The organism is Huijunlia imazamoxiresistens, assembly GCF_037132455.1.
GTDB lineage: Bacteria > Bacteroidota > Bacteroidia > Chitinophagales > Chitinophagaceae > Flavisolibacter > Flavisolibacter imazamoxiresistens.
Genome location: NZ_JBBBEI010000003.1, coordinates 359087 through 376669, shown reverse-complemented (window position 1 = coordinate 376669; position 17583 = coordinate 359087). Strand labels below are relative to the sequence as shown.

10 protein-coding genes are annotated in these 17583 nt (G+C 56.8%); 3 read left to right on the top strand and 7 right to left on the bottom strand.

The features are described from left to right. Window positions 1-89 precede the first annotated feature (89 nt). The 4 genes from V9K67_RS05365 to dnaE all read right to left on the bottom strand — a co-directional run bounded on the left by V9K67_RS05365 (window position 90) and on the right by dnaE (window position 7948). Entirely contained in the window at window positions 90-1694 is a 1605-nt protein-coding gene (locus V9K67_RS05365; protein ID WP_336720736.1) for a nucleoside transporter C-terminal domain-containing protein, read from the bottom strand. A 119-nt stretch (window positions 1695-1813) separates the two neighbouring features. Next, on the bottom strand, window positions 1814-3574 hold the full coding sequence (locus V9K67_RS05360) for a carboxypeptidase-like regulatory domain-containing protein (protein WP_336720611.1): 1761 nt from the start codon (window positions 3572-3574) through the stop codon (window positions 1814-1816). 210 nt (window positions 3575-3784) lie between these two features. After that, entirely contained in the window at window positions 3785-4105 is a 321-nt protein-coding gene (gene trxA, locus V9K67_RS05355) for a thioredoxin (RefSeq protein ID WP_336720610.1), read from the bottom strand. A gap of 207 nt (window positions 4106-4312) precedes the next feature. Then, the gene (gene dnaE / locus V9K67_RS05350) at window positions 4313-7948 is read right to left on the bottom strand and encodes a DNA polymerase III subunit alpha (protein ID WP_336720609.1); all 3636 of its coding nucleotides are present in this window, start codon (window positions 7946-7948) and stop codon (window positions 4313-4315) included. A gap of 231 nt (window positions 7949-8179) precedes the next feature. On the opposite strand from dnaE, the gene V9K67_RS05345 reads away from it, so the two are divergent. Then, entirely contained in the window at window positions 8180-8872 is a 693-nt protein-coding gene (locus V9K67_RS05345) for a C40 family peptidase (RefSeq protein WP_336720607.1), read from the top strand. Window positions 8873-9205: 333 nt separating this feature from the next. Here V9K67_RS05345 and V9K67_RS05340 read toward each other — a convergent pair whose 3' ends face one another. Continuing rightward, window positions 9206-10732, bottom strand: coding sequence for a polysaccharide biosynthesis C-terminal domain-containing protein (locus tag V9K67_RS05340; RefSeq protein ID WP_336720606.1), 1527 nt, complete (start codon window positions 10730-10732; stop codon window positions 9206-9208). 569 nt (window positions 10733-11301) lie between these two features. Then, a complete protein-coding gene (locus V9K67_RS05335; protein WP_336720605.1) occupies window positions 11302-12996 on the bottom strand; it encodes a M1 family metallopeptidase in 1695 nt (564 codons plus the stop codon). Between the two features lie 59 nt (window positions 12997-13055). Between V9K67_RS05335 and V9K67_RS05330 the strand changes: the two genes are divergently transcribed. After that, window positions 13056-14678: an ABC transporter substrate-binding protein gene (locus tag V9K67_RS05330; RefSeq protein WP_336720604.1), complete on the top strand. Its 1623-nt coding sequence runs from the start codon at window positions 13056-13058 to the stop codon at window positions 14676-14678. A 176-nt stretch (window positions 14679-14854) separates the two neighbouring features. Here the strand turns inward: V9K67_RS05330 and V9K67_RS05325 are convergent, their stop codons facing one another. Beyond that, entirely contained in the window at window positions 14855-15127 is a 273-nt protein-coding gene (locus tag V9K67_RS05325) for a hypothetical protein (protein WP_336720602.1), read from the bottom strand. Window positions 15128-15611: 484 nt separating this feature from the next. Between V9K67_RS05325 and V9K67_RS05320 the strand changes: the two genes are divergently transcribed. Continuing rightward, window positions 15612-17507, top strand: coding sequence for a DNA topoisomerase IV subunit B (locus V9K67_RS05320; RefSeq protein ID WP_336720600.1), 1896 nt, complete (start codon window positions 15612-15614; stop codon window positions 17505-17507). Window positions 17508-17583: the final 76 nt, after the last annotated feature.

Here is a 17583-nt window from a genome sequence, read left to right as displayed (position 1 = left end):
GAGTTCCTGGGAAGTTCCAGAGTTCCAGAGTTCCTGAGTTCAATTTGCCAGTTTACAGTTTGGATTGTCTATTGTCTATTGTCCATTGTCTATTGAAACAATGCACCGGCGATGCAGCCGCACATCAGGCAGGCGATGGTGCCGCCCACCAGGGCGCGTACCCCCAGCTCGGTGAGGCTGCGGCGCTGGTTGGGCGCCAGCTGGCTGATGCCGCCGATCTGGATGCCGATGGAGGCGAAGTTGGCAAAGCCGCAAAGCGCGTAGGTGGCGATGAGCAGCGACTTGGGGTTGGTGATCGCCCCTTCGGCCTTCATCCTTCCCAGGGAGCCGTAGGCCACGAATTCGTTCAAAATGGTTTTCTCGCCCAACAGCTGGCCGATGGGCACCATATCGGCGGGATGCACCCCGATGAGCCAGGCCACCGGGGCAAAGGCATAGCCCAGGATCATCTGTACCGACAGCTCCTGGAACCGTCCGCCGGTGGCGGCTGCGATCTGCGGGTTGATATGGGTAAGGCCCCCGATCCAGCCCATCAGGCCGTTGAGCAGGTACACCACCGCCGTATACACGATCAGCATGGCACCCACGTTCACGGCCAGCTTCAGCCCGTCGGTGGTACCGAGGGAAAGCGCATCCAGGAAGTTGTCGCCCAGCTTTTCACGGGGTACCGCCAGGTCCTTGGAAATGAGCTGTTCGTTGGTTTGCGGAAACAGCAGCTTGGCGCAGACGATGGCGGCCGGCGCGCTCATGATCGACTGGCTGAGCATGTGCAGGGCAAAATAATGCTGCTGCGCCACGTCGGTGCCGCCCAGGAAACCCACGTAGGCCCCGAGTACGCTGCCCGCCGTATTGGCCATGCCGCCCACCATGATGCACAGCACTTCCGAGCGGGTCATGCCTTCGAGGTAGGGCCGGATCATCAGCGGCGCTTCGGTTTGCCCCAAAAATATGTTGGCCGCCGTGGACAGGCTTTCGGCCCCGGAGATCTTGAGCTTGTTGAGCAGGTAGGCAAACACGAACACGATCTTCTGCAACACCCCCAGGTAATACAAGATGGAGGAGATGGCCGCGAAAAAGATGATGTTGGGCAGCACCTGTATGGCAAAGACATAACCCCAGGGCTCTTTAATATGGGAGAGGGGGGCAAAGAGGAAGTCGGTACCGGCATGGCCGATGGTGATGAGGCTGACAAAGGCGCCGGACACTCCCTGCAGCACGAGGCGGAACACGTCGGGCGGGCAGATGCGGGTATAGATGCAAACCGTCAGGATCGCCGCAGACAGCAGCACGTTCCATTTCATCAGCTCGGGGTGGCGGTCGCCCATTTTCAGGGCGATGGCCAGGATGCCGCCCAGCGACACCGTCATCACCAGGCCGCTCCATTGGTGAAACAGGTCCGCGGCCAGCAGCACGCCGCCGGCAAACAGGACCTGCCAGGCTACGGACAGCAGCAGGAAGGGAGGCGTGGACGTGACCGGCTGCACACCGTCGCGGGCTTTTATGAATTTGCGGTAAATGGTAAACAACAGAATGAGGCCGAACAGCATCCAGAAAACCGGTTGTCCGCCGGCGGTAGTGTGCAGCACGCCCATGGCGAACATGATTTGCGCCAGCACCCCGAAAAATACCAGTTTCCAGTTGATCGCCCTGCGGTCGGTACTGAGGGCGAAACAAACGAAGATCAGGAAAAGCATCCCCACCAAACCCCGGCCAAGATTTTCCAATACCATTCTGTTGCGTTTAGTGGGGTCAAATTACCGATTTAATCGTTTGGTAGGCATGCAGGGGCCCAAACGAATCCCCGCCCGCCGGCTTATTGCATCCGCTTCAGGCGGAAGGTCCCGGTGACGGGTACGGGGGTGGCCACCGAATCCATCCGCAGGTTGCCGGAGAAGGAGCCGGCAATGTAACCGCCCGCCGGGCCATATTCGGATATGCTGGCGGCAAGCGAATCACTGCTCTGGTACTGCCGGTCCAGCCGCAGGCTCCAGGAATAAATGGTACGGGTGCCGGTGGCGGCGGGGCCGCCGAACTTAAAGTTTACGCTGCGCAGCGCCGTGGTATTGCTGTTCCGGGTGGAGGCATCGATGTAGGTGATGCCCTGGGCCAGGAAAGCCACCAGGCTGTCGCCCGGCGCGAGGAAATAATACCGGGTGCCGTTGAAGTTGAAGTCCAGGAACTCGTTTACGGTGATGGCGTTGCAGGCTTTCAGTTGCAGGGGTGTGCTGCTGGCGGTATTGAGGGTCAGGGTGTCGCTGTAGGCCCTGCCGTCGATGTCGTAGCCGGCCACCGTGGCCTGGGCCGCGGCCTGGCAGGCCGTGATCGTGGTGGAAAAGTTGCCGTTGGTGACGGCGGCCCGGTAGTTCTGTCCGCCCAGCAGGATGGTGACAAAGCCGCTGGCGACGGGGGCGTTGCTGCAATTGTGAAGGGTGCCCGAGAACCGGTAGGTGTTGCTGGTCGCCGGGTTGTTGACCCTTAGGGTGCCGAGATTTTTTTTCTGGCTGAGCGTGCCGATGTTGTCCTGGTACACTTGGTCGCCGCACTTGTTGTAGACCGACAGGTTCAGGCTGACGTTGGCCGGGATCATGCCCGAGATGCGGCCCGCCGAATCGGTATAGCCCGAGCCGGAAAGCTGGGCTTCGTCGCCGGCCTCGGTGATGGTGACCTTGGTGAAGGGCATGGGACCGTTCTGGTCGGTGATCACGGCTTCGAAGTCCACCACTTTAAAGGGGGCGTCGCAGTTCCAGAACGAAAAGTGCGCTACCGTGCCCACGTAATTGCTGCCCTGTTTGGTGGCAACGCCTTCCTCTTTCCACCGCCCGGCGGCTTCGTCAAAATACCAGAGCGGAATGGTGGCCGGGGCCTTCCCCTGCAGGGTGGCGGGGATGGGGAAGGTGAGGGTGGCTTTTTTGCCGGAGGCCAGCTGCAGCTTTTCGCCGCCGCTGCCGGTCAGTTCCACCGCCATCATGCCGAAGGATTTCAGGGCTACCTGTTCGTTGCCGGTAGTGAGGCCTTCCAGGGATCCGGGCATGATGTTGTTGAAGTTGGCGGCTTCGGGATTCAGGTGAAAGGCCGCCACCTTTACCTCGCCGGAATACACCGTCCTCGAGGAGGCATTAATTACGGACTGGGCCGGGAAGGTTATGCTGCCGCCCGAAGGGACGGTCACCGCACCCCCGCCGGCGGCCCCAAAGGTGCCCGCCTGCGTTTGCGGAATAAGTTCGATGGCGACATAGTTGAGGGAGCCGGCCGTGACCGCGAAGGTGCGGGAGCCGCTGAAATAGCCCGCTTTTTCCACCCGGACGAAGCCGCCCTCCTTGTCGAGCGCTACCCGGTTGAAGCGGAATTCACCGTTGATGTCGGTCAGGGTAGTGCCGGAGCGGGTGATGACCTGCGCCCCGCCTACGGGGACCCCATTTTCATCCAGGACGCGGCCGGTGACGGAGGCGGTGACGGTTTCGGGAACTTCTGTTTGGGGGTCCGTCAGGTCCGGGTTCAGTTCTTTCTGACAGCCGGTATAAAACAGCAGGAGCAGGGCCGCCGCGGCAAGGGGGTAAAAGAGTTTTTTTCTCATAATGAATCCTGGTTAATAGCAGAAATAATCGTGTTGGGGGAAATTTGAGGCTACAAAATAGCACAACAAATCCGCTAAAGGAAGTGTCCGGTTCACATTTACAGGAACGGCAACCGGGCGTTTTCAGCGCGAAAAACTGGCACTGGCCTTTTTCCCAAATAAAAAGCCTGTTCTTGCGAACAGGCCTTTACCAAAATTTTCATCCGGAAATTATGACAGGTGGGCTTCAATCTTTTTTACAAAGTTGGATTTGGGTTGAGCGCCTACCAGTTTGTCCACTACCTGGCCGTTCTTGATGAACAGGATGGCGGGGATGCTGGTAATGCCGTAGCTCATGCTGATCTGCGGGTTCTCGTCCACGTTTACTTTGCCAATATTCACTTTGCCGTCGTACTCTTTGGATAATTCGTCAATAACGGGTCCGATTGCACGGCAAGGTCCACACCATTCCGCCCAAAAGTCCACAACCGTCAATTTATCGGAGCTTAATACATCGTTCTGAAAATTTGCGTCGGTGAATGCTTTAGCCATAATTGTATTTATTTATTAATTCAAACAATTGAGTTGGTTGCACAAATTTAACTCCAATCCAATTATCCTGCTGTGTTGTCAGCGTTAAAGCTGAAATGGCAGCTCTGCGAGCGGGAATTAGTTCATTGGTTAATTGGGCCTTGACAGCAGAAAGGTTCTGCCTAATATCCTAATACCCCAATGAACCAATGAACCAATTCCCCCTTCCTAGGCCGTCGCTACCGACACCTCGATCTCCGGTTGGGTTTGCAGGAAAGAGATCATTTCGTGGTTCATTTCAAAGCCGTTTTCCAGCGACGACAGGCTGATCTTGATTTGTTCCCTCGGGTCCTTGACCACGATCTTCAGGCCGGCCTTGCCGGGGTATTTTTTCATGTTCTCCTCCAGGAAGGACACGATTTCCACCCCTACGCTGCGGATATCCATTTCCAGCACCAGCTGCCGCAGCAGCATGCTCTTGACGTTCTCGGCCAGCGTGATGCCGGTGATGGTGAACTCGATCTCGTCGCGGTAGCGGTGCTTGTTGAAGGAGCCCGAAATAAACAGGGCCTGTCCCGGCTGAAAATAGTTGTTGTACCGGACGTAGTTGTCGCCGAACAGCATCAGCTCCGACTTGGTCGAGAAATCCTCGATGGTGAAGGCGCCGAATTTGTTGCCCTGCTTGGAGATCCGGTGGTTGGCGCCCGATACCAGGCAGAGCAGCTTGACGGCCCGGCCCGCCATATTCAGCGAGTTGGCTTCCTTGATCTCGTTGAATTCGCTCAGGGGCGTAATGGCATAATGCCGGTATTCGAACTTGTAATGGTCCAACGGGTGACCGCTCAGGTAAATGCCGGTCACCTCTTTTTCCTTGTCCAGCTGTTCGATCAGCGGCCAGGGCGCACAGGGCGGGATAAGCGGCGGCTCGATGGGTTCCTGGGTGGACAGGTCGCCGAACAGGGTGACTTTCTTGTTGGCCGATTCGGTCTGCACCATGTTGCCGAACTTGATGATGCGGTCCAGGCCGGTTTCCGGCTTGCCGTCCGCCGCCGTGAAATACTGGGCCCGGTGCAGCTCCTTGAAACAGTCGAAGGTGCCGGCATAGGCCAGGCTTTCCAGCGTCTTCTTGTTGACGGTGCGCTGGTTGATGCGTTTGATGAAATCGTAAATGTCTTTGTAGACGCCGTTTTTCTTCCGCTCCTCGATGATGCTTTCCACGGCCGCCTCACCCACGCCTTTCAGTCCGCCCAGGCCGAAGCGAATCTCGCCGGCGGCGTTCACTGCAAAGCCTTTCAGCGATTCGTTGATGTCCGGTCCCAGCACCTTCAGGCCCATGTTCTGGCATTCTTCCATGAACCAAGTGAGCTTTTCAATGGAGCCGGCGTTGTTCAGTACGGCCGACATGTACTCGGGCGGGTAGTGGGCCTTGAGGTAGGCGGTCTGGTAGGCCACGAAGGCATAGCAGGTGGAGTGCGACTTGTTGAAGGCGTACTGGGCAAAGGCTTCCCAGTCGGTCCATACCTTTTCCAGCACCTTGGCGTCATGGCCCTTGGCCACGGCCCCTTCGATGAACTTGCCCTTCATCTTGTCCAGGGTCTTCCGGTCCTTTTTACCCATCGCCTTCCGCAGCACGTCGGCATCGCCCTTGGAAAAGCCGCCGATCTTCTGGGCCAGCAGCATCACCTGTTCCTGGTACACCGTGATCCCGTAGGTTTCTTTCAGGTATTCCTCCATTTCGGCCAGGTCGTAGGTCACTTCCTCGCGGCCGTGCTTCCGGTCGACGTACTGGGGAATATAGGCCATCGGTCCCGGGCGGTACAGGGCGTTCATGGCAATAAGGTCGGCAAACTGGTCCGGCTTCAATTCTTTCAGGTACTTCTGCATGCCGGGGCTCTCGAACTGGAACGTGCCGATGGTCTCGCCCTTCTGGTACAGCTGGTAGGTCTTTTCGTCCGTCAGCGAGATGTCGTCGATGACAATGGTATGGCCATGGTTCTCCTGGATCATCTCCAGGGCGTTCTTGATGATGGTAAGGGTCTTCAGCCCCAGGAAGTCCATCTTGATGACGCCGGCATCCTCGATGATCTTGCCTTCGAACTGGGTCACCCAGAGGGGGGAGTCCTTGGCGGTGCAGACCGGGATGATGTTGGTAAGGTCTTCGGGGGCGATGATGATGCCGGCGGCGTGGATGCCGGTGTTGCGGACCGAGCCTTCAAGCCGTTCGGCTTCGTGCAGCACCTGGGCGCGGATGTCGTCGCCGTTATAGATTTCGCGGAGGCGCCGGATGTTTTCGAGGTCGTCGGGGCCCAGGCCTTCTTTTTCCTCCAGGGACTTTTCACCGTCCTTGGCGGTCAGGGGCGCCTGCAGCACGCGGCCCAGCTCGATGCCCGGCTTTTCCGGGACCATCTTGGCCAGGATGTTGGCCTCCATCAGCGGCAGGTCGAGCACGCGGGCCACGTCCTTGATACTCATCTTGGCCGCCATGGTACCGTAGGTGACGATCTGGGCCACCTGGTTCTGCCCGTATTTCTGCACCACGTAGTCGATGACCTTCTGGCGGCCTTCGTCGTCGAAGTCCGTATCGATATCCGGCATCGACTTCCGGTCGGGGTTCAGGAAACGTTCGAACAGCAGGTCGTACTTGATGGGGTCGATATTGGTGATGCCGATGCAATACGCCACCGCCGAACCGGCCGCCGATCCGCGGCCCGGCCCGATGAACACGCCGATCTCCCGTCCCTTGGTGATAAAGTCGCTCACGATGAGGAAGTAGCCCGCAAAACCCATGGTCTTGATGGTGAACAGCTCGAAGTCGAGGCGTTCCTGGGTGGAGGGGATGATCTCTCCGTAGCGTTTGCGCGCCCCTTCGTAGGTGAGGTGGCGCAGGTATTCCCACTGGTTCAGGTTGTTGTCGGCATGCACCTGGAACTCTTTGGGAATAGGGAAGTTGGGCAGGAGGATATCTTTTTTGAGGTTCAGCAGCTCCACCCGGTCCACGATCATGTTGGTGTTGTCGATGGCCTCGGGGATGTCGCTGAACAGCTTGGTCATTTCGTCGGTTCCCTTGAAGTAGAACTGGTCGTTGGGGAACTTGAAGCGCCGGTTTTTGAGGTTGGCGTCGTCGTTGACGAAGTCGTCGAAGCCGGGGGTGCTTTGCTTTTCGCCGGTGTTGATGCACAGCAGGATGTCGTGGGCGTTGTAGTCGTCCTGGTCGGTATAGTGGCTGTCGTTGGTGGCGATCACCGGCACGTTGTACTTTTTGGCGAACTTCAGCAGCACCTGGTTGATGGTTTCCTGCTCCTGCATGTTGTGGCGCTGCAGCTCGATGAAGTAGTCCTCGCCGAAGAGGTCGAGCCACCATTTGAATTCCTGCTCGGCCTTTTCCTCGCCGTCGTGCAGGATGGTCTGGGGCACGTAGGCGCCGATGCAGCAGGTGGTGGCGATGAGGCCCTCGTGGTATTTTTCGATCAGTTCTTTGTCGATGCGGGGGTATTTGCTGTACATGCCCTCCACGTAACCCGCGGAGGTGAGCTTCAGCAGGTTGTTGTAGCCGGTGGCGTTCTTGGCCAGCAGCACCTGGTGGAAGCGTTCGTCCCTTTGTTCCTTGGAAAAGCTTTTGCGGGTGCGGTCGGCCACCACGTAGAATTCGCAGCCCACCACCGGCTTCACCTTCAGGCTGCCGTCGTCGTTTTTGTGTTTGTAGGCTTCGGCCACGAACTCGAAGGCGCCGAACATGTTGCCGTGGTCGGTGATGGCCAGGGCGGGCATGTTGTTCTTGATCGCTTTTTTGTAAAGCGAGGGGATAGCGGCCGCCCCGTCGAGCAGCGAATACTGGGTGTGTACGTGCAAATGCGAAAACTTCATCTTCCTGATCTTCTTTTGTCGGTATATGTGATGGAGCTCCGCTGCGGGCAGCGGAACGATTTTTTTGTGTACCGGGTACGGACCCCGTCCGGCCGGCAGCCCTGGAAATGAATGCAATTTACGGCCAAAGCCGCAGCGGGCGGCAGCTTTTGACGGCAATTAATCCACAGCCTGTGAGAAAATAGTTCTATTTTCGCGGCCCTTTTTTTTCGTTAAAAAACTGATAACAAAATGGTCAAAAAACTGGTGGTTTCTTTTGCGCTGGTCCTGGGTTTTGCCGGTTTTCCATCTGCCTGGGCCCAAAAAGGAAAGCAAAAGAAAGAAAGGATAAGTCAAGCTGAGGTTAAATTTCTCGACGATATCACGGTGGACCTGGGCGCCGGCCCGGCCGCTGATAAAAGCGTGGCGGTAGCACCGCCGCCGGCCGCTGTTTTTGCGGCTCCCGTGGCCGCAGCGGGCAATTTCCTGATCGAAAACGCCAGCCACCTCCAATTGAAATACGCCATCCTGCTCAACACCGAAGTGGAGCAGCTGCACAACCTCCGCCTGTTTTCCGCCATCGACGAATGGTACGGCGTCCGCTACCAGTACGGCGGCAGCAGCAAGGACGGCATCGACTGTTCGGCTTTCGTGCAAACGCTTTATTCCGCTTCTTACGGCACCCTGCTGCCCCGCACCGCTTCCGAGCAATACGGCTATACCCAGCGCATCGAACCCACGGAACTGAAGGAAGGCGACCTGGTCTTCTTTAATACCAGCGGCGGCGTGTCGCACGTGGGGCTTTTTCTCACCAACACCAAATTCGTCCATGCCTCCACCACCGGCGGCGTCATGGTCTCCGACCTGAACGAGGCCTACTGGTCCAAGCGCTTCATCGGCTGCGGCCGCGTTGTGCCGGCCGGCGACACGGCGATTGCCCGGTAATCTGTTTTCTCCATTGATAATTGCGCCCCAAGGAAGCCTGAAGGGCTTCACTGTGAATAGCCCCGGGTGAAACCCGGGGAACGGCCGGGATTTGTCACGACAACCCCAACGGGGTTGATTGTGTCCTGTTGAATTAATAAAAGGTTTCCATTCTAACGGATTCTTCGGAATGCCTTTCGAATTCTGGGCTGCCTGTTTACCGTGGGTCCCACAATCAACCCCGCTGGGGTTGTCGTAATGAACTACTGCTGACCCCGGGTTTCACCCGGGGCTATTCACAGTGAAGCCCTTCAGGCTTCCTGCTCCTCCCGGTCAATCAACGTTAAAATGGCATTATTGCTCATTGCCAATTCCTTCCGGAACGGCCTTTCGTATGCCCAGCTTTTTCTTCAGGGTTTCCAGCACCGGCTGCAGGTCGGGGGAGAGGCGGAAGTAGAGGGTGATGCCGATGAACAGCAATACGAAGACGATGCTCCGCAGGAAAATGCCGGTCCAGCCGGTAAAAGATTGAAACAGGTAATATGCTACCAGGTAGCTGCCCAGGGCGTTGAGTAGGATGAAGACGGTCCGGGCCGAAAAGGGCTGGAGGTTGAATTTGAATTTTAGAAACAGCACCCGGATGGTATTGTAGACCAGGTACGAGATCAGTCCCGACCAGGCCGAGCCCATAATGCCGAACCGCCGGACCATAAAGATGTTGAGGGGAATGATGAGCAGCAGCAGGATGATGCCGCTGAAAAAGTCGAACCGCCAGTAGGTGGAGGTGCCGATGATCTGGCCGTTGACCCCGGTGCCCATATCCACGATATTTTTTACCCCCAGCAGGAAGAATACCCATTTCCCTTCTTCATAGATCGGGTTCAGGCCCAGCAGCCGCACACCGCTGTCGTAGTTGAGCCAGATGATGCCGAACAAAAAGGTGGACACCAGCAGCAGGTTGATGCTGGACCGCTTATAAATGCGGTCGATCGTAGCGTAGTCCTTGTCTTTCCAGGCGCGGGCCAGCGGTGAGATGGAGACCGATACGAGGCTGCGCTGCGGCACCTGGATGACATTGGCCACGTAGTTGCTGAAATCGAATACCGCCCCGTATTGCAGGCCTTTAAAAGAGGCGATGGCCAAAAAGTCGACGCTCTGGGCCGCCACGTTCACCAGCGAGCCCCCGTATACGAAGCCGATCAGCGCCAGGATCTTTTTGCGGAACTTGACCGTTACCCGGCTGACCTGGTTCACCAGGTTGAACTCCTTCAGCCGGACCAGGTAGACCACCAGGGCTACGAAGCTGAAGGCATACAGCAGGGAAAACAGCTTGATGAACAGGTCGAAATTCTTTCCCGTAACCAGGAACAGCACGATCAGCAGCGTCGTGGAAATGCGAAAACCCGCTTCCCGCAAAAAATTCGGAACGATGGTCTTGCCCAGGCTCCAGGCATAGGATTCGAGCACCGAAAAGTACAGCAGGAAAAAGGTGAAGGGAAACACCCAGTAGTAATACCGCAGGATCAGCGGCGATTTATCGATGAACTTCCGCACCACGATATTTTCGAACAGCAGTCCGCCCGAGGCGGTCAGGATAAAGCCCACCAGCGAAACCAGCAGGCCTACGGTCAGCAGGTCGTTCTTTTGGGCAGGCAGGTTGTCTTTATAGTAGGGGTAAAACTTATAGATCACCGACGAAATGCCGAACCCGGCAAAGCCGAAAAAGAACTGCCCCATCACGATAAAGGCCCGGGTAAGGCCGTATTGCTCGGGGGTGAAAATGCCGTCGCGGGTAAACAGGTAGGTGTTCAGGGCGCCGAAGGCAAAGCCAATATAAATAAGGAGTGAAGAGATAATGGTCTGCCGGCGGATGGTGCTCATGCGGGCAAAAGTAACGAGTTTGGGAGTTTACGGGTTTACGAGTTTACGGGTTGGGGGCCGTTCCTGAGTTCCTATGTTCCTGAGTTCCTGAGTTAGGAGTCCGTCTGTTAAGGCGTTTGGCAGGTTGGTATTAGGTTATGGGTTTCTGGTTTTGGAGAGGGTGGTTATTCGAGGCAAGAAGTAAAAGGACAGTTGTAAGACTGTCATGCCGAACGCAGTGAGGCATCCCGCCGATACTCGAAAAGTATTTTTCTGCGACAGGAAACCTCTCCTTCGAATAGTAACAGCTTTTCATTCCCGACGGGATGCCTCACTGCGGTCGGCATGACAGCTCTACAGGTTGTCACCAGCTTTATGTTTGTTGCTTCAAAATGAGTCCTCAATCGACAGCCATAAGGCAGGGAATTTTCTATGAGTCAGGGAGGCTATGATTTATTTCCGCTTATTTTTCCAATACACAGTGGCAATCAATAAACCGATTCCAATTCCTGCGAATAATAGAAATAAAGGGTTTATTTGAGGCTCGATTAAGGTCATTCTCTATTAATTTATTTAATAAAGTAAGCCCTTTATCCCTTCTTCACCTTGATATAAAAATTCGGATCAGCGGTTACGGATTTAATACCGGCATTTTTCCATTCCGTTTTTTGCCAGGAGGGGGTGGGCTGCAGCCACTGGCCGTTGGTAAGCTTTACGGGCATGTTGAAGCCGTCGATGCAGTTGGTCCAGCGGAAGTCCAAAAAGCCCTCCGCCGCTTTCAGCTCCAGCACCGGCACCTGGGCCGTCCGCAGGTACTGGTCGAAGACTTTGGAAAAATCCTTGCCGCTTTCCTTCGACAGGTAGGCCTCCACCTGGCCGGTGGTGACGGTCTGGTGGTAAAAAGTTTTATTCAGGCCCCGCAGCAGCTGCCGGAACTTTTCGTCGTCGGCCACGAGCTGGCGCAGGAGGTGCACCAGGTTGGCGCCTTTAAAATACATGTCGGGGCTGCCTTCTTCGTTCACGCCGTAATGCCCGATCACCGGCCGGTCGTTGGCGATCTTGTGGCGCAGGCCCTGGACATAGGCATCGGCGGCCTTTTGTCCGAAGTAGTAGCCGGTGAACAGGGTTTCGGAATAGTCGGTAAATCCCTCGTGCACCCACATGTCGGCAATGTCTTTGGTCGTGATGTTGTTGCCGAACCATTCGTGCCCGCTTTCGTGCACGATAATATAATCCCATTTCAGTCCCCAGCCGGTGCCGGACAGGTCAACGCCCAGGTAACCGTTGCGGTAGCCGTTGCCGTAGGCGATGGCGCTCTGGTGCTCCATCCCCAGGTGGGGCGACTCCACCAGCTTGTAGCCGTCTTCGTAAAAAGGATAAGGGCCGAACCAGTACTCCAGCGCCTTCAGCATCCGCGGCACCTGGGCAAACTGCTCCTTTGCTTTTTCAAGGTTGTAGTCGAGCACCCAGTAGCTGCAGGCCAGGGGGCCTTTTTCGCCGGCATAGGTTTCGGTCCAGTTCACGTATTTGCCGATATAGGGCACGAGGTTGTAGTTGTTGATCGGGCTTTTGACCTGCCAGGCAAAAAGGACCTCGCCCGGCCCCGCCGGCGTTTTGTCCAACAACCGGCCGTTGGCCACCGCCACCAGGGTGTCGGGCACCCGCACGGCCACCAGGGCGCCTTCGTCCGGTTCGTCGGCCTGGTAGTCCTTGCAGGGGTACCATACGCTGGCGCCCAGTCCCTGGCAGGCTACGGTCAGCCAGGGGCGGCCCTTTTTGTCCGTGGCCCACACCCAGCCGCCGTCCCAGGGCGCCTGCACGGCCGCCCGGGGCTTGCCCTTGAAATAAAGGTCTACCGATTGACGGGTTCCCGTGTCGAATTTTTTATTTCCAAAGTCGATGTAGTACACATTACCGTCGCGGCGGAAGGGCAGGGGGCGGCGGTCGTCGGTGCCGTCCTCCACCTTTTCCAGCTCCATGGGCGGCTGCAGGTCGATCTGCATGATTTTGCCTGTCCCCGGCTTCCGGGTAGCGAAGGTTACCTGGTTGTAGCCGCGGACCGAGCGGTCGGTTACGTCCACCCGGATGTTCAGGTTGTACTGCTTCACGTCCCACCAGGCCCGCTCGGGGGTGTTGGTGCCCCGCAGGCTGTCCTGGCGGGTAAAGGTTTTTTGGGGCTGGCCGTAGCAGGAGAGGGCGAGGAGGCTGGGAAGGAAGGTACGCAGTAGGAGGTACGAAGTACGAAGAAAGGAGGGCGCATGCGATGAGGCCATGGGTATTTTCATGGTAGTGAATTAGGGGGACAGGGAATAGTTCGCTAATTTAGACGGCTTCCGAAGATAATATGTTCCGCCGTCATAACTATTTTACCGTCCTTCCCTTTCTTTTTCTCCTGGTTTCCTGCTACAGCAGCCAGCAGGAGGAGGGGCAGTGGCTGCACTACAACGAAAGCTCCGGCCTAGCCTCCCTGGACCCGGCCTTTGCCCGCAACCAGTCGATCATGTGGGCGGTGCACCAGTTGTACAATACGCTGGTGGAGGTGGACAGCAGCCTGCAGGTGGTGCCGTCCCTGGCTGCCCGCTGGGAGGTGTCGCCCGACCGGCGCACCTATACCTTTTACCTGCGGCCCGGCGTGTATTTCCACGACGACCTCTGCTTCCCGGGCGGCAAGGGCCGCCGGCTGGTGGCCGGGGACGTGGCCTACAGCCTCAACCGGCTGATGGACCCCCGCACGGCTTCTCCCGGCTCGTGGATCTTCCGGGGAAAGGTAGATACAGCCGAGAGCTTCCGGGCCCTGAACGACTCGGTTTTCCAGCTGAAGCTGCTGCGGCCCTACCACCCGGTGCTGGGTATTTTGTCCATGCAGTACTGTTCGGTGGTGCCCCGGGAGGCGGTAGACCGCTGGGGCGCCGACTTCCGCCGCCACCCGGTGGGCTCCGGCCCCTTCCGGTTCGTGGCCTGGGAGGAAGGGCAGGCGCTGATTTTGAAAAAGCACCGGGGCTATTTCGAGCGGGATAGGACCGGCGCCCGCCTGCCCTACCTCGACGGCGTCAAGGTGTCCTTTGCCGACAGCAAGGCCACCGAGTTCCTGCTGTTCCGCCAGGGCAAGCTCCACTTCATTTCCGATATCGACGCCTCTTTCAAGGATGAAGTGCTGACCAAGAGGGGTACCCTCCGCCCGGAATGGCAGGATAAAATTCGGCTGCAAACCCATCCTTATTTAAATATTGAGTACTTCGGCCTGCTGGTGGACAGTACCAACCCGCTGGTGCAGGCGGCACCCACCCGCCTCAAAAAGGTGCGGCAGGCCATCAACTACGGCTTCGACCGCCGCAAGATGATCCTGTACCTCCGCAACTCGCTGGGCATCCCGGCCGAGTCGGGCTTTGTGCCCGCCGGGCTGCCGTCTTTTGATTCGGTGGCGGTGAAGGGCTACCATTATGACCCGGTAAAAGCGCGGCAGCTGCTGGCCGAGGCCGGCTTTGGCCCCGGGCATACCCCCGCGGTAAAGCTGCTGAGCATCCCGGTCTATGCCGGCATGGCCGATTACCTGGCGAAGCAACTGGAAGAGATCGGGATAAAGGTAGAGGTGGAAATTATTCAGAAGTCGCTGCTGCTGGAGCTGACGGCAGGTGGGAGGGCCCTATTTTTCCGGGCCAGCTGGATCGCCGACTACCCGGATGCGGAAAACTATTTGTCGGTATTTTATTCCAAAAACCCGGCGCCGCCCAACTATACGCGGTACCGCAACCCGCAGTTCGACGCCCTGTTTGAAAAAGCCCTGGCCGAAACCTCCGATTCGGTCCGCTACCACCTTTACCGGCAGGCCGACCAGCAGGTAATTGCCGATGCGCCCGTAGTGCCGCTCTGGTACGACGTGGTGATCCGGCTGGTGCAGCCGGGAGTGGAGGGCCTGCGGCCCAATGCGCTGAATTTGCTGGAACTCAGGCGGGTACGGCTGAAGTAGTTTCTAAGTTCCTGAGTTTCTGAGTTCCAAAGTTGGCTTCGCCGCTGGGGAGGGGCGGTATCAGGGTAGGAATAAAATGAAGTCACGGGCGAACAAGGTCAATTTTAACATTAACTTGTTCGCCCGTGGACAAAATTCTTTACCCTCCGGAACTTAGAAACTCAGGAACTCAGGAACTATTCTTCCGAGTCTTCCTCGTAATAGGCGTCCTCATTATTATTATTGTAATGCTTTTCCCAGGCCTCCACGGCTTCGTCGCTCAGGCATTCAATAATATCGAAGATCGGGTCAATTTTACGTTTCCAGCCGGTGACCATCTGGTCGTCGTAAGTAAATACATACATACAGTAATCCGACTCCATGGTCACCTTTATCAGTGAAATGGGTGCGTCCGTTTTTTCCTGTACCAGGTAGTAACATCCGGGTTCCAGCAATCCATACGAATACATAACGTCCTCCTTTTGGTGGTTTTTAACAACAGTTACTATGGGTCAGTAAGTAAATGAATAATGGGTAATCGGGCCGATGGAGAGCCGCCATGCTCATCCATAATTCGGTAATCCGCGCCAAAATTAGGGGATTTGCGGCGAAGCCGGGATGAATCCGATGCAGAAAAAGTGCTAAAACTTTATAACGTTGATTATCAGTGTTTTATCCTGTAGGTGAAGCACAGGGTTTGCAGAAATTTAGCTAAAAAAATTAGCAAACGGACCCCTGTTTTTACGTATATTTGCCCGCGGTTCCGGCTCCCCTTCCCCTGACCGGCTGCCCTTGCAAGCGGTCTCATCCGGAGCGGGAAAACCCCTTCCGGTTTGCCCCACGCAGGCCCGGTACGGGCTTTTTATCCACCATAAAGGGCGGAACGGCAAAAAGCTGATAGATTTACACACTTTTTAACCCGTCATTTCCGGGTATCCGGGAAACTGATTTTCTATGGCAGAAGTAAAAAAAGAAACGTACAACTATACCGAAGACAGTATCAAAAGCCTGGACTGGCGCGAGCACATCCGCCTGCGCCCGGGCATGTACATTGGTAAACTGGGCGACGGCAGCAGTCCCGATGATGGTATCTATGTACTGGTGAAGGAGGTGGTCGACAACTGTATCGACGAATACACCATGGGCCATGGCAAGACCGTGGAGATCACCATCGAAAACAAGCAGGTAACCGTTCGCGACTACGGCCGGGGCATCCCCCTGGGCAAGGTGGTGGACGTGGTGAGCAAGATCAATACCGGCGCCAAGTACGACAGCAAGGCCTTTCAGAAAAGCGTGGGCCTGAACGGCGTGGGTACCAAGGCGGTGAACGCCCTCAGCACCTGGTTTAAAGTGGCCTCGGTGCGCGACGGCCGCATGAAAGAAGCCGAATTCGAACGCGGCGTGCTGGTGAAGGAATACCGCGAGTCGGCCACCGACCAGAACAACGGTACCCTGGTGACCTTTATCCCCGACGATTCGGTATTCAAGAACTTCCAGTTCCTGCCGGCTTATTTGGAAAAGCAGATCTGGAACTATTGCTTCCTGAACGCCGGCCTCCGCATTATTTTTAACGGCAAAACCTATATCAGCCGCAACGGCCTGCTGGACCTGCTGGAGCGGGAAACCAATGCCGACGAGCTGCGCTACCCCATCATCCACCTCAAGGGGACCGACATCGAAGTGGCCCTTACCCACAACAGCGACTACGGCGAAGACTACTTCAGCTTCGTCAACGGCCAGCATACCACCCAGGGCGGTACCCACCAGCAGGCGTTCCGCGAAGCCTACGTAAAGGTGATCCGCGATTTCTTTAAAAAAGATTACGACGCCGCCGACATCCGCCAGAGCATCGTGGCGGCCGTATCGGTACGCGTGGTGGAGCCGGTCTTCGAATCGCAGACGAAAACGAAGCTGGGCTCGCTGAACGTGGATGAAGGCGGCCCCAGCATGCGCCAGTTCGTGACCGACTTCCTGTCCCGCGAGCTCGACAACTACCTGCACAAGAATCCCGCTACCGCCGACGCCCTCAAAAAGCGGATCGAGCAGAGCGAGCGCGAACGCAAGGAGCTGGCCGGCATTAAAAAGCTCGCCAACGAACGGGCCAAGAAGGCCAACCTGCACAACCGCAAGCTGCGCGACTGCAAGGTGCACCTCAACGACGAGCCCCCGGTCAAGGGCAAAGAAGCCTTCTTTGCCCTTCAAAAGGAGTCGACCATTTTTATCACCGAGGGCGACTCGGCCTCCGGCTCTATTACCAAGGCCCGCAGCGTAGACACCCAGGCGGTGTTCAGCCTGAGGGGCAAACCCCTCAACTGCTTCGGCATGAGCAAGAAAGTGGTGTACGAGAACGAAGAGCTCAACCTGCTGCAGCACGCCCTCAACATCGAGGACGGCCTGGACGGGCTGCGCTACAACCGCATCGTCATCGCCACCGATGCCGACGTGGACGGCATGCACATCCGCCTGCTGATCATGACCTTCTTTTTGCAGTTCTTCCCCGACCTGGTGAAGAAGGACCATATCTATATCCTGGAAACGCCCCTGTTCCGGGTGCGCAACAAGCAGGAAACCATTTACTGCTACTCGGAAGCCGAAAAGCAGGCCGCCATGAAAAAGCTGGGCGCCAAGCCGGAGATCACCCGCTTCAAGGGCCTCGGCGAGATCAGCCCCGACGAGTTCGCCCGCTTCATCAGCGACGACATGCGCCTGCAGCCGGTGATCCTGGAGCATGGCGACCACATCCAGCACCTGCTGGAATACTATATGGGCAAAAACACCCAGGACCGCCAGGAATTCATCATCAACAACCTTCGGGTGGAACTGGATACCGTGGAAGAAGCGACAGCGTAGATATTAAATGTAAAATGGAGAATGTAAAATATAAAATGTAAAATATGGATGAAGGCATTGGTAACGCGAAGCCGAT

What these genes read in the sequence shown, in the direction of transcription:
- V9K67_RS05365 (WP_336720736.1), bottom strand. Translation starts at nt 1,694, where the DNA reads ATGCTTTTCCTGATCTTCGTTTGTTTCGCCCTCAGTACCGACCGCAGG.
- V9K67_RS05330 (WP_336720604.1), top strand. Translation starts at nt 13,056, where the DNA reads ATGTTCCGCCGTCATAACTATTTTACCGTCCTTCCCTTTCTTTTTCTC.
- V9K67_RS05325 (WP_336720602.1), bottom strand. Translation starts at nt 15,127, where the DNA reads ATGTATTCGTATGGATTGCTGGAACCCGGATGTTACTACCTGGTACAG.
- dnaE (WP_336720609.1), bottom strand. Translation starts at nt 7,948, where the DNA reads ATGAAGTTTTCGCATTTGCACGTACACACCCAGTATTCGCTGCTCGAC.
- V9K67_RS05360 (WP_336720611.1), bottom strand. Translation starts at nt 3,574, where the DNA reads ATGAGAAAAAAACTCTTTTACCCCCTTGCCGCGGCGGCCCTGCTCCTG.
- V9K67_RS05345 (WP_336720607.1), top strand. Translation starts at nt 8,180, where the DNA reads ATGGTCAAAAAACTGGTGGTTTCTTTTGCGCTGGTCCTGGGTTTTGCC.
- trxA (WP_336720610.1), bottom strand. Translation starts at nt 4,105, where the DNA reads ATGGCTAAAGCATTCACCGACGCAAATTTTCAGAACGATGTATTAAGC.
- V9K67_RS05340 (WP_336720606.1), bottom strand. Translation starts at nt 10,732, where the DNA reads ATGAGCACCATCCGCCGGCAGACCATTATCTCTTCACTCCTTATTTAT.
- V9K67_RS05335 (WP_336720605.1), bottom strand. Translation starts at nt 12,996, where the DNA reads ATGAAAATACCCATGGCCTCATCGCATGCGCCCTCCTTTCTTCGTACT.
- V9K67_RS05320 (WP_336720600.1), top strand. Translation starts at nt 15,612, where the DNA reads ATGGCAGAAGTAAAAAAAGAAACGTACAACTATACCGAAGACAGTATC.